The sequence below is a fragment of the Sphingomonas phyllosphaerae genome (assembly GCF_036946485.1).
Taxonomy (GTDB): domain Bacteria; phylum Pseudomonadota; class Alphaproteobacteria; order Sphingomonadales; family Sphingomonadaceae; genus Sphingomonas; species Sphingomonas phyllosphaerae_E.
The window spans coordinates 1,123,771-1,136,297 of record NZ_JAQIJA010000005.1 but is presented as its reverse complement, the minus strand read 5'-3'; the positions used below and the strand labels follow the sequence as shown (position 1 = coordinate 1,136,297).

The window sequence follows — 12,527 nt, the reverse complement described above, 5'->3', positions numbered from 1 at the left end:
ATAGAATTGCGCGGCGACATATTGTGCGGCGATGTCGAATTCGGGCGACCCGACGTCACGCCCCTTCATCGCGTCCGAGGCGAGGAACATCACATGCGCCTTCATCGCCGCCTGATCGGCGGGCAGCGGCGCGGCGAGCGCGGCGTTGCGCGCGGCGGGTGTGGTCTGGGCAAAAGCGGTGGCGGAAAGCGCGAGCAACGGCAGGAAAGCGAACGAACGGAACATGGACACGCCCGGGTGGAAGAGGAAGGATCGCTGACCTTAGAAGCGCCGATGGTTGCCGTCGAGACGATCGCGCGGCTTTCCCATGGAACCACGCCCGCCTTTTCGTCATAGTCCGCGCCATGGCCGATGCCCGCACCACCCCCGTCACGCCCGCCGCCACGCGCCGCAGCGATTACACCCCGCCCGCGTGGCTGGTGCCGCAAGTCGCGCTCGACTTCGCGCTCGACCCCGTCGCGACGCGCGTCCGCGCCCGGCTCGACGTCACCCGCAACGGCGCGCACGACACCCCGCTGCGGCTCGACGGCGCGGGGCAGGTGCCGCTGTCGGTGACGGTCGACGGACAGGCGATCAACGACTGGCGGATCGAAGGCGAGCAGCTGGTCGTCCCGCTCCCCGGCGACGCGCATGTCGTCGAGACCGAGGTCGAGATCGCCCCCGACCGCAACACGCAATTGATGGGGCTCTACGCCTCGGGCGGCAATCTGTGCACGCAATGCGAGGCGGAGGGCTTCCGCCGCATCACCTGGTTCCCCGACCGTCCCGACGTGCTCGCGACCTACCGGGTGAAGATGACCGCCGACAAGGCGCGCTTCCCGGTGCTGCTCGCCAATGGCGACCCGGTCGCGCAGGGCGACAACGCCGACGGCACGCACTGGGCGGAATGGCACGATCCATGGCCCAAGCCGTCGTACCTGTTCGCGCTGGTCGCGGGCGATCTCGCGGTCAATCGCGGCACCTTCACCACGCGATCGGGGCGCGAAGTGCAGCTCGGCATCTGGGTCCGCACCGCCGATTTGCCCAAGACCGGCCATGCGCTCGACGCGCTCAAGCTGTCGATGGCGTGGGACGAGCGCGTCTATGGCCGCGAATACGACCTCGACGTGTTCAACATCGTCGCGGTCGACGATTTCAACTTCGGCGCGATGGAGAACAAGGGGCTGAACATCTTCAACAGCCGCTACATCCTCGCCGACCCGGACACCGCCACCGATTACGATTACGACGCGATCGCCGCGGTGGTCGCGCACGAATATTTCCACAATTGGTCGGGCAACCGCATCACCTGCCGCGACTGGTTCCAGCTGAGCCTCAAGGAAGGCTTCACCGTCTATCGCGATCAGGGCTTCTCCGCCGATCAGGGCTCGGCCTCGGTCAAGCGCATCGAGGACGTCCGCGGCTTGCGCGCCGCGCAGTTCCCGGAGGATGCCGGCCCGCTCGCGCACCCGGTCCGCCCGGAAAGCTATATCGAGATCAGCAACTTCTACACCGCCACCATCTACAACAAGGGTGCGGAGCTGATCCGCATGATGGCGACGATGCTCGGGCCGCAACGCTTCCGCGCCGCCTGCGACCTGTATTTCGAGCGCTTCGACGGCACCGCCGCGACCTGCGAGGATTTCGTCGCCTGCATGGAAGAGGCCGGTGACATCGACCTCACGCAATTCCGCCTCTGGTACAGCCAGGCCGGCACCCCGCGCGTCTCCGCCTCCTTGGTCCACGAACCCGGCAGCGGCCGCGCGACGCTCAACCTCGCGCAGAAGGTGCCCGAGACCCCCGGCCAGCCGGTCAAGCACCCGCAGGTGCTTCCGTTGCGCATCCGGCTGTTCGGCGGCGACACCGGGCAGCCGCTCGGCGACGAGCAACTGGTGGTCCTCTCCGACGCCAGCGCCAGCGTGACGTTCGAGACCGTCACCGAACGCCCGGTCGTCTCGCTCAACCGCGGCTTCTCCGCGCCGGTGATCGTCGAGAGCGATCGCAGCGCCGCCGACCTCGCCTTCCTCGCCCGCCACGACGACGACGCCTTCGCGCGCTACGAGGCGATGCAGCAATTGATGCTCGACACGCTGATCGCCGCCACGGTCGAGGGCGGGGCCGATCCGCGCGCCGTGGTCGCCGCCATCGCCGACACGCTCGACGACCCGACGCTCGACCGCGCCTTCGTCGCCGAGGCGGTGCTGCTGCCGTCGGAAAACTTCATCGGCGACCAGCTGAGCGTCGTCGATCCCGAAGCGATCTTCCGCGCGCGCGAGGCGTTGCGCGCGACGCTCGGCCGCGAACTGGAGGCCCGGTGGCGCGCCGCCTGCGACCCCGCGCTGCGCCGCCCCTACGCCTATACGCCCGAGGACAAGGGCATCCGCCGCCTGCGCAATGTCGCGCTCGGTTATCTGGCCGCTTCGGGCGCGAACGATGCACCGGCGCTGGCATGGGCGCAGTTCGAGGCGGCCGACAATATGACCGACCGTCAGGGTGCGCTGTCGGTGCTGGTAAACGGCCAGTCGGCGCAGCGCGAGCGCGCGCTCGATCAATTCTACACCCGCTATGCCGACAATGCGCTGGTGCTCGACAAATGGTTCCAGACGCAGGCGCTGTCGTCACGCGACGACACGCCCGCACTGGTCGCCGAACTGGCGCAGCATCCCGATTTCACGCTCGCCAATCCCAACCGCGCGCGCGCGCTGGTCGGCGCGTTCGCGGTCAACCAGCGTGCGTTCCATGCCGAAGGCGGCGCGGGCTATCGCTGGCTGACCGAACAATTGCTGGCGCTCGACAAGCTCAATCCGCAGACCGCGGCGCGGCTGCTCCCGCCGCTCGGCCGCTGGCGGCGCTTCGATCCCGTCCGCTCGGCAGCGATGCGCGCCGAACTGGAACGGATCGTCGCGACGCCGGGGATCAGCAAGGACCTGTTCGAACAGGCCTCGAAGAGTCTGGAGGGCTGACGTCGCCCCGGACTTGATCCGGGGCCCCGCTTTATTCCTTCGCCGGCCGGCTCGGCCCATAGAAGGTGTAGTTCACGCGGAGGCGCGGAGCGCGCAGAGGTGTTGCGCCCCCGGCAATGGTGCGCCTCGACAAGCAGCAGCACCGCGCCTGCCGAAATAATTCTCCGCGCACTCCGCGCCTCCGCGTGCACCATCCTCTGTCGGGCTGCTGCGCATCACCCGGCACGATTTTACGAATGCATCCGTCATTGCGAGCATAGCGAAGCAATCCAGGGCCGGATCAGGACGCGCTGGAGTGCTTCGCTACGCTCGCAACAACGAACGGGATCACCCCATTCGCCTCGATGTTAAACCGCAGCCACCAGCTCCACCTTCGCCTCGCGCTCGACACGACGCTGCTCGGTGCGCCGCGACTGCGCCGCCATCTTCATCCACGCCTCCTCCGATCGCTGACAGCGCTCGCGAACGTTATCCAGCGTGGTTTCCTGCGCATCGCGGCGGTGTTGCGCGGCGATCGCTTCGAAGCGTTCATATTCCTTAATGACCGGCCCCCTTGGCTTGCACGGGCGGCACGCGCACGACCTGCGCCGCCAGTTCGTCATACAGGTCGCAGACCTCCATCAACGCCTCACTGCCCAGGTGTATCCGCTCCCCCAACGTAAAGCGGCGCAAGGTTCCGCCCGGCCCCGACCAGCCGACCGTCATATGGCTGCCGCCGCGCACGTCGGCGCGCCGTGCCGCGCCTTGCGTATAGCGGAAGGTGGCACGCGCCCGTGCCATTCCGTCCAGCCGCTCGACGCCCCATGACGCATCGGCGCAGAAGGTCACCAGCTTGGTCCCGGTGTTGCGCTGGCGTGCCCGCACCGGCCGCCCGGCATGATCCGCCGCGGCGTCGAGCAGCACGTGCAGCAGCCGGTCCAGCTCGCCGATCCAGTTGCCGATCACGCGCGAGCGCACCAGCCGGTCGTCCTCGCTCCAGCATTGGTCGAGCCACGGCTGGCCGATCTGCGTGCGCAGGAACGCGGTCGCGCGCGCCAACGTCACCGCGGCCTGATCGCGCGCCGCCGCGCTCACCGCCATGCGCGACGCGTCCGGCGGCGTCGCGCCCAGTCGCGCAGCCAGCGGCGCCACCGCGGCATCACGCCATCTCCGCGTTGGGGCCCATTGCCCGGATCACCGCCTCGACCCGCGCGCACGCCTCGACGCTGTCGCCGGCCAGATGCAGCGGCGTGGCGCCCAGCCCGTCGTGATCGGCGTTCAGGAAGGGCAGTGCCGCCGATGCGCCGAGCCGCTCGATCGCCAGCCGCGTCACCCTGCTCTGCCGTTCGGCGCGGTCGGGATCGTAGCGAACGCGTGCTGTGCGAAAGGTGCGCGTCGCGCGCGGCTGTTCGTCGCTCATGCGGCGACGAACGTCCGGTCGGCACGCATCCGCGCCTGCACGCTGGCGATCTGCCGCGCATAGCGGCCCGCGAGTTGCACATGCGCCAGCCGTGCCTCGCTGCCGCGCGCGGCGGCGGCCATCATCATCGAGACCTGCTGCCGGTGGAAAAGGTAGTTGAGGTCCATGCGCTGGCTCCCGTGTGACAAGCGGGAGCGCGGGCGTCTCTCAGCCGTCGGCGCTTGAGGGCAATCTACCGACGATGACGGAGCCTAACACGGATCGACAGCTTAACCTAATCGGCGGTCAGGCGGGTCCTTTCGCCAGCCCGTCGATCAACCGCCGCGGCACGCGCGCCAGCGATCCGTGCCGCGCGCCCTTGGGCATCGACAGCTCGGCCGTCACGTCGCGCCACGTCGCAAAGTCGCGCGTCGCCGCCGCGCCCCAGCGCCCTTCCAGATAGACGTCCCAGTAACACAGCGTCTCGCCGCGCACCGTCGCGGTCATCGGCCCTTCGACCCAGGACTTGGTGAACGGCGCGGAGAGCGTCCCGAACGGCCCGGTCGGCGACGCCGCCGCGACGCTGCGCAGGTGCTTGCGCGGCGGGTGCAGCGTCTCGTCCTTGACGATCAGGTGCAGCGCGCCGCCCGGCCCTTGCGCGAACGTCCCGTCGATCACGCTGAAACCGGGGTCGTACAGCACCTGCGGCGCGCTGAACGTCGCGAAGTCGCGCGTCGTCACATACCACAGCCGGTGATTGTAGCCGGTCTCCGACGTCCCTTCGGTCTCCGGGAAGCGGCCCTTCACCGTGCTCGACCAGAACACGACATAATGCCGCGCCTTCGCGTCCCAGATCGCCTCCGGCGCCCAGCAATTGCGGGTCCCCGGCACCGACGCCATCACCGGCAGCGCGCGCTGCGGCGACCAGTGGCGCAGGTCGCGGCTGCTGGCGTGACCGATCGTCACCCCCTCCCACGCGGTCGTCCAGACCATATGCCACAGCCCGTCCTGCGTCGCATCGCGGAATAGGAACGGATCGCGCATCAGCTTGGCCTCGCCGACCTCGGGACGCAGATAGCTCGCCCCGCCGCCGAGATTGCGGAACGTCAGCCCGTCGTCGCTCGTCGCGAAGCGCAGGCCCGTCGCCTCATCCTTGCCGGTCCCGAAATAGGCGAACAGCAACGGATCGTCGCGCTTCGCCGCCAGCGCGGGCGCAGCGAAGGGGGCGCTCGCCAAGGCTCCGATCATCGCACGACGGTTCAGCAGCAACGACACTGGTCCACTCCATCAATTAATCAGATTATATATTGCAATGGATGCAAGGAATCGCAACCACCATTCGTCATTGCGAGCGTAGCGAAGCAATCCAGGGCCGGATCAGGACGCCCTGGATTGCTTCGCTACGCTCGCAATGACGAACGATCTTGCCGAGGTCTATCGCGGCGCCCGCATCGCCGCCATCGCGAGGCCCGCGCCCAGCACCGCCCCACCGCCCGCGCGCTGCGTCCAGACGCGCGCCCGCGGATGCCGCAGCCACCCCGACGCGCGCGATCCGGCCAGCGCGTACAGGCTGTCGCTCACCACCGCGATCAGCGTGAAGGTCGCGATCAACACCGCCGCCTGCGGCACGAACGGCGCATCGGCGCGGATGAACTGCGACGCGAAGGCGACGAAGAACAGGATCGTCTTGGGGTGAAAGGTGCCGACCGCGACATTGGTCGCGAACGCCGCACGCGGGCTCACCGCCCGGCGCGGCACATCGTCGGCGCCCGCCGCCGCGCCGCTGCGCACGATCGCCAACGCGCCGATCGCGATCAGATACGCCGCGCCGATCCATTTCAGGATCGTGAACGCCAGCGCCGACGACGCCAGCACCGCCCCCGCCCCCGCCAGCGAGACGGTCATCGCGATCACATTGCCGACCGCCATCCCGGCGACTGAGGCGAGCGCGGTGCGCCGCCCCGAACTGAACGCGAAGCCGATGATGCTCGCGACCCCCGGCCCCGGGATGATTGCCATCACCACCGATGCGCCCGCGAACACCCACCACGCGTGCCAGTCCATATTCTACCCCGAATTGCGCAACGCGGTCGCGATCGCGTTGATCGACAGCAGGATGCCCTGCCGCACGCGCTCGTCTTCCTCGCCCGAACGATGGCGCTTCATCAGCTCGATCTGCAACAGGTTGAGTGGCTCAATATAGGGAAGCCGCAGCCGGATCGACGCATCCAGCGCCGGATGCTTCTCCAGCAGATGCGCCTGCCCGGTGACGTCGAGCAATCCGTCATGCGTCTGCTGCCACCCGTCGCGGATCCGCCCGAACACATGGTCGCGCAACGCCTTGTCCTCGACCAGCCCGGCATAGCGCTCGGCCAGCCCCATGTCCGACTTGGCGAGCACCATCTCCATGTTCGCCAGCGTCGCGGCGAACAGCGGCCAGCCCTGCGCCATGTCGCGCAGCAGCGCGCGATCCTCGAACGCCGCGATCGCCTGCCCGACGCCATACCAGCCCGGCAGCATCACCCGCGCCTGCGCCCAGCTGAACACCCACGGGATCGCGCGCAGATCCTCGATCGCGTCGGATTGCTTGCGGCTCGCCGGGCGGCTGCCGATCTTGAGCCCGGCGATCTCGGCGATCGGCGTCATCTGGCGGAAGAAGGTGCGGAACCCCTCGGTCTTGTAGACCAGCCCGCGATAGGCGCGGAACGCGTCACCCGACAGCCGGTCCATCGCGCCCGCGAATGTTTCATTGTCGCCGTTCGACAGCGCCTCGGGCTCGAGGCTCGCGATCAGCGTCGCGGAGGCCATCGCCTCCAGATTGGTCGCCGCACTCTCGCGCGTGCCGTACTTGCCCGCGATCACCTCGCCCTGTTCGGTGATGCGGATGCGGCCCTGCACCGTCCCAGGCGGCTGCGCGCGGATCGCCGCGAAGCTGCTCCCGCCGCCACGCCCGACCGCGCCGCCGCGCCCGTGGAACAGCTGCATCCCGACGCCGACCGCATCGAACACCGGCTTCAATGCGGTCGACGCCTTCGACAATTGCCAGGTCGAGGTCAGATAGCCTCCGTCCTTGTTGCTGTCCGAATAGCCGATCATCACTTCCTGATGACCGCGCGCGGTCGCGATCGCGCGCACCTCGGGGATCGCGAACCATTCGCTCATGATCGCCGGCGCGGCCTCGAGATCCTCGATCGTCTCGAACAGCGGCACCGCCATGATCGCCGCGCTGGCCGGCGGCCCCGGCCGGTACAGCCCGACCTCCTTAAGCAGCAGATGCACTTCGAGCAGATCGGACACCGACTTGGTCATCGACACGATATATTGCCGGATCGCCGCCGCGCCGTAGGTGGCATGGGCATCGGCGGCGGCCTGCACGATCGCCAGCTCGCCCGCGGTCTCCTCCGAATAATCGGCGAAGCGCGTCGTCAGCGGGCGCGGCGTCGCCAGCTCCTGCCGCAGCAGCATCACCCGCGCATCCTCGTCGAGCGCGGCATAATCCTCGCACACCCCCGCGACCTTCAGCATCTCCGCGACCACGCGCTCATGCACCGCGCTGTTCTGCCGCAGGTCGAGCGTCGCGAGATGGAAGCCGAACACGTCGACCGCGCGGATCAGCCGTCCGATCGCCCCGCCGCTCCCCAGCAGCCCGTCGCCGCCCGCCGACAGCGGTTTGGCGATCGCGATCAGATCGGCGCGCAACGCCTTGGGATCGGGATAGGGTTCGCCCGTCAACTTCCCCGGCCGCGGCGCCGCGTTCCCGGTCAACTTCGCATAGGTCGCCGCGGTGCGCGCATAGATGCCCGACAGCGCGCGGCGATACGGCTCGTCGCTACGCGTCTCGGAAGTATCGCCGCTCGCATCGGCCAGCGCCTGCACGCCCGCATCGACCGCCGCATGATGCGCCGAGATCGACAGTTCCGCGCCCATCGCGTGCAGCTGTTCGAGATAGAAGCCCAGCACCGCCTGCGCCGCCTTGGCGAGCGCGGTGCGCAGCGAATCGGCGGTGACGAACGGATTGCCGTCACGGTCACCGCCGATCCAGCTGCCGGGGCGCAGGAACGACGGCACCCGCCCGCCCAGCGCGCGGTCCCAGCGCTGGTAGAGCGCCGGCAGCACCGGCAGGAACACGTCACGCAGATAGCTGAGCGCGGTTTCGACCTCGTCGACCACATACAGCCGCTCGCGCCGCAGCACGCGCGTCTGCCACAACAGCGCCACCTGCCGCACAATCGCCTCATCGACCAGATCGCCGTCGGGCGTGGTCTCCAACCCACGATCGCGCAGCGCCATCAGTTGCGCGATGCGGTTGCGGTGGTCGATCATGCTCTTGCGCCGCACCTCGGTCGGGTGCGCGGTCAGCACCGGCGCGACGAGCGCCTGTTCGAGCAAGGCGCGGACGCGATCGACGCCGACGCCCGCGTCCTTCAGCCGCGCCAGCGCCGCCGCGACGTCCGCGCCGTCCTCCGCCGCGATCCCCTGCCGGTCCTCGGCGAGATTGGCGAGCATCGAGAACAACATGAACCCGCGCACGAAATCGAGCGTCTCGTCGAGATCGAGCGCGCCCAGTTCGGCATCCGCGGACGCCTGATGGTTGCCACGATGCCGCTCGACCGAGGCGGAGCGGATCGCCTCGGTCCGCTCGTACAGTTTCTCCCCGCCATAGGCGCGGATCACATCGCCCAGCACGCGGCCGAGGTAGCGGACATCGGGATTGTTCGTGATCGGGGGCAGCGTGCTCATGCGGCCTTGCTGCGCTGCCGCAAGGGCCGGGTCAACGATTGATTGCTGCCCGGGCACCTTCGTAGACGATATTTAGTTGCGCGGAGCGGTCGTATTGGCGGGCTCTTCCGCCGGTGTCGGCAGGTCCAGCTCCTTCATCTCGCGCGCGCGCTCGCGCTCGTCGCTGGTGACGGTCCCGTCGTGATTGATGTCCTGCGCGTCGAACCGCGCCATCATCCACGCGCTCCATTCCTCGTTCGAAATCGCACCGTCCTTGTTGCGGTCGATCTCCTCGAAGCGCGCCAGCAACCGCTTCGACACTTCGTTGCGGGTCAGCTTGTCGTCGTTGTTGACGTCGAGCCGGCGGAACCGCCGCTCGACCACGCCGCCGAAGTCGAGCCGCGACATCACGAACGGCGGCACGTAATTGGACAGCGCCGCTTGCTCCTCGGGGCTGGGCTCCTTGGATCGCGAACATGCGGCAAGCGCCAGCGCGCCTGCAACCACCACCATCACCCGCATGTCCGTCGCAACTCCCTCAAGCGTCCAGCTCTACGTCCCAGTATAGCCAGTCGTGCCACGTCTCATGCAGATAATTCGGCGGAAAGCGACGTCCATGTTCCTGAAGCTGCCAGCTCGTCGGTCGGATCGGCTCGATCGGCAACGGCATCCCCGCCTGCTTCGGCGTCCGGCCGCCCTTCTTCAGGTTGCACGGCGCGCAGGCGGTGACGACATTCTCCCACGTCGTCCGCCCGCCCTGCGCGCGCGGCACGACGTGATCGAAGGTCAGGTCGCGGACATGGCTGCCGCAATATTGGCAGGCGAAGGTATCGCGCAGGAACAGGTTGAAGCGCGTGAAGGCCGGGAATTGCGACGGCTTCACGAATTGCCGCAGCGCGATTACCGACGGCAGCCGCATCGTCAGATTGGGGCTGTGCACCTCGCGTTCGTAATGCGCGACGATGTCGACGCGTTCGAGGAACACCGCCTTCACCGCAGTCTGCCACGGCCAGATGCTCAGCGGATAGTAAGACAGCGGCGTGTAATCGGCATTGAGCACCAGGGTCGGACAGGAGTCCGGGTGCCGCATCAGGTCGGGATGGAACACGTCAGAACGTCCCCCTTACCTCAGCTTCGTCGTGCCGCACGCTTTCGCGCCCCGGCGTGACGCCATGATGACAGCACGCGCGGCGCGCTTCAAGAGTCAGGCGGATGGCGGGTTTTTCCGGCTCCGTCCTCTACGCCGTCGCCCCTGCGAAGGCAGGGGCCCATGACTGTCGCGTATCGCGAAGGATCTGACACAAAGCCCGACGCGCCTGTGTCAAACGGCCCGACGCACGACAGAGACATAGACCCCTGCCTTCGCAGGGGCGACGGATAGTCCACCGTTCTCCCCGTCCTCCCAAGATCGCTGCCAAGTCCCCGCCGTCATCCCGGATCAGGTCCGAGACCACGCAGAAAGAGCCGTCGCCTCTGCGAAGGCAGGGGCCCATGACTGTCGCGTATCGCGATTGATCTGACACAAGACCCGACGCGCCTGTGTCAGCCGGCCCGACGCACGACACAGAAATAGGCCCCTGCCTTCGCAGGGGCGACGGATGGTTCACCGCCCTTCCCGCCGCCGTGCCGATGACCGAACGGACGCGCAGGCGTGACTACACCCCCACGCTATGGCACCTGTCCCCGCATGACGCCCCACACCGACCGCCTCGCCGCGCTGCGCGCGCAGCTTTCCGCCGACCGCCTCGACGGCTTCATCGTCCCGCTGACCGACGAGCATATGAGCGAATATGTCGGCAGCTATGCGCAGCGGCTCGCGTGGTTGACCGGCTTCGCCGGCTCGGCGGGCTGCGCGGTGGTGCTGGCGGAGAGCGCCGCGATCTTCACCGACGGACGCTACACGATCCAGGTCCGCGAACAGGTCGACGCCGCCGACTGGGACTATGTCGGCGTGCCGGAGGACAGCGTCGCCGGCTGGCTCGCCGACCACGCCCCCGCCGGGGCGCGGATCGGCTACGACCCGTGGCTCCACCCGCGCAGCGCGCTCGACGAATGGCGCGCCGCCCTCGCGTCCAAGGACGTCACGCTCGTCGCGGTCGACACCAATCCGGTCGACGCGGTCTGGCACGACCGCCCCACCCCCTCGCCCGCGCCGCTGTTCGTCCAGCCCGAGGCGCTGGCCGGCGTCGCCTCCGCGACCAAGCGCGCGGCGCTCGCCGACTGGCTGGGCACGGAACGGGCCGACGCGTTCGTCGTCGCCGCGCTCGATTCGATCGCGTGGCTGTTCAACGTGCGCGGCAGCGATGTCGAGCACACGCCCGTGGCGCTCTCCTATGCGATCGTCCACGCCGACGGCACCGCCGACCTGTTCGTCGCCCCCGAGAAGGTCGGCGCGGACGTGCGCGAGCATCTCGGCAACGCCGTGCGGCTTCACGATCGCACGGCGTTTGCCGGCGCACTCGGTCACTTCACCGGCAAGACGATCGCGATCGACCCGGCGCTGACCGTCGCGGCGATCTTCGACGCGGTCGAGGCGGGCGGCGGCACCACGCTGCCGCGGCGCGACCCGACCGTCGTGCCGCGCGCGTGCAAGAACCCGGTCGAGATCGCCGGCCACCGCGCCGCCTCGCTGCGCGACGGTGCGGCGGTGACGCGCTTCCTGCGCTGGATCGCCGACGCCGCGCCGCGCGGCGGGCAGACCGAGCTTTCCGCGGCCGCGCAACTGCTCCGCTTCCGCGAGCAGACCGGCGCGCTGCGCGACCTGTCGTTCGACACGATCAGCGCCGCCGGCCCGAACGGCGCGCTCCCGCACTACCGCGTCACCGAAGAAACGAACCGCGCGATCGAGCCCGGCCAACTCTACCTGATCGACTCCGGCGGCCAATATGACGACGGCACCACCGACCTGACCCGCGTCGTGCCCGTCGGCGCGCCGACCCCCGAGATGCGCGACCGCTACACGCGCGTGCTCAAGGGGCATATCGCGCTCGCCACCGCGGTCTTCCCGCACGGCACCACCGGCGCGCAGCTCGACGCGCTCGCACGCGGATCGTTGTGGCAGGCCGGGCTCGACTATGCCCACGGCACCGGCCACGGCGTCGGCAGCTTCCTGTCGGTCCACGAAGGCCCGGCACGGATCGCCAAGCCGAGCTACCCCGGCACCGGCCCGTCCGAGCCGCTGCGCCCCGGTATGATCCTCTCCAACGAGCCCGGCTATTACAAGGCCGGCGAATACGGGATCCGCATCGAGAACCTGCTGCTGGTCGTGCCGCGCGAGGTCGCGGGCGGCGAGGCGGAGATGCTGGCGTTCGAGACGCTGACGCTGGCACCGCTCGATCCCGACCTGATCGACACGGGGCTTTTATCAACGTCGGAGCGGCACTGGGTCGACGATTACCATGCTATTGTCGCGCGCGAACTGTCCCCATTGCTCGACGAGGCGGACCGCATCTGGCTCGAAGCGCGCTGTTCACCGCTCCCGGCGTGAT

General features: G+C 68.8%; 10 protein-coding genes. 2 read left to right on the top strand and 8 right to left on the bottom strand.

Features of this window, described 5'->3' with window-relative positions; genetic code table 11:
• Window positions 1-344 precede the first annotated feature (344 nt).
• A complete protein-coding gene (gene pepN, locus PGN16_RS14065; protein WP_335310000.1) occupies window positions 345-2,942 on the top strand; it encodes an aminopeptidase N in 2,598 nt (865 codons plus the stop codon).
• 537 nt (window positions 2,943-3,479) lie between these two features.
• Here the strand turns inward: pepN and PGN16_RS14060 are convergent.
• From PGN16_RS14060 to PGN16_RS14025, 8 genes are all read right to left on the bottom strand, one after another.
• Window positions 3,480-4,073, bottom strand: a complete 594-nt coding sequence (locus tag PGN16_RS14060; RefSeq protein WP_335309999.1) for a hypothetical protein — start codon at window positions 4,071-4,073, stop codon at window positions 3,480-3,482.
• Between the two features lie 7 nt (window positions 4,074-4,080).
• Window positions 4,081-4,341 (bottom strand): hypothetical protein, encoded by a 261-nt coding sequence (locus PGN16_RS14055; protein WP_335309998.1) that lies wholly within the window; start codon window positions 4,339-4,341, stop codon window positions 4,081-4,083.
• Complete coding sequence (locus tag PGN16_RS14050) at window positions 4,338-4,508, bottom strand: hypothetical protein (protein ID WP_335309997.1); 171 nt, start codon at window positions 4,506-4,508, stop codon at window positions 4,338-4,340. Before PGN16_RS14050 ends, PGN16_RS14055 begins: the two co-directional genes overlap by 4 nt.
• A 118-nt stretch (window positions 4,509-4,626) precedes the next feature.
• Window positions 4,627-5,595, bottom strand: a complete 969-nt coding sequence (locus PGN16_RS14045; protein WP_335309996.1) for a glycoside hydrolase family 43 protein — start codon at window positions 5,593-5,595, stop codon at window positions 4,627-4,629.
• Window positions 5,596-5,754: 159 nt separating this feature from the next.
• The gene (locus PGN16_RS14040; protein WP_335309995.1) at window positions 5,755-6,384 is read right to left on the bottom strand and encodes a LysE family translocator; all 630 of its coding nucleotides are present in this window, start codon (window positions 6,382-6,384) and stop codon (window positions 5,755-5,757) included.
• 3 nt (window positions 6,385-6,387) lie between these two features.
• Window positions 6,388-9,060: a phosphoenolpyruvate carboxylase gene (ppc, locus tag PGN16_RS14035; RefSeq protein ID WP_335309994.1), complete on the bottom strand. Its 2,673-nt coding sequence runs from the start codon at window positions 9,058-9,060 to the stop codon at window positions 6,388-6,390.
• A gap of 72 nt (window positions 9,061-9,132) precedes the next feature.
• On the bottom strand, window positions 9,133-9,561 hold the full coding sequence (locus PGN16_RS14030; protein WP_335309993.1) for a hypothetical protein: 429 nt from the start codon (window positions 9,559-9,561) through the stop codon (window positions 9,133-9,135).
• A gap of 16 nt (window positions 9,562-9,577) precedes the next feature.
• On the bottom strand, window positions 9,578-10,147 hold the full coding sequence (locus PGN16_RS14025; RefSeq protein ID WP_335309992.1) for an HNH endonuclease: 570 nt from the start codon (window positions 10,145-10,147) through the stop codon (window positions 9,578-9,580).
• A 579-nt stretch (window positions 10,148-10,726) separates the two neighbouring features.
• Here PGN16_RS14025 and PGN16_RS14020 point away from each other — a divergent pair.
• Complete coding sequence (locus PGN16_RS14020; protein WP_335309991.1) at window positions 10,727-12,526, top strand: aminopeptidase P family protein; 1,800 nt, start codon at window positions 10,727-10,729, stop codon at window positions 12,524-12,526.
• Window position 12,527: the final 1 nt, after the last annotated feature.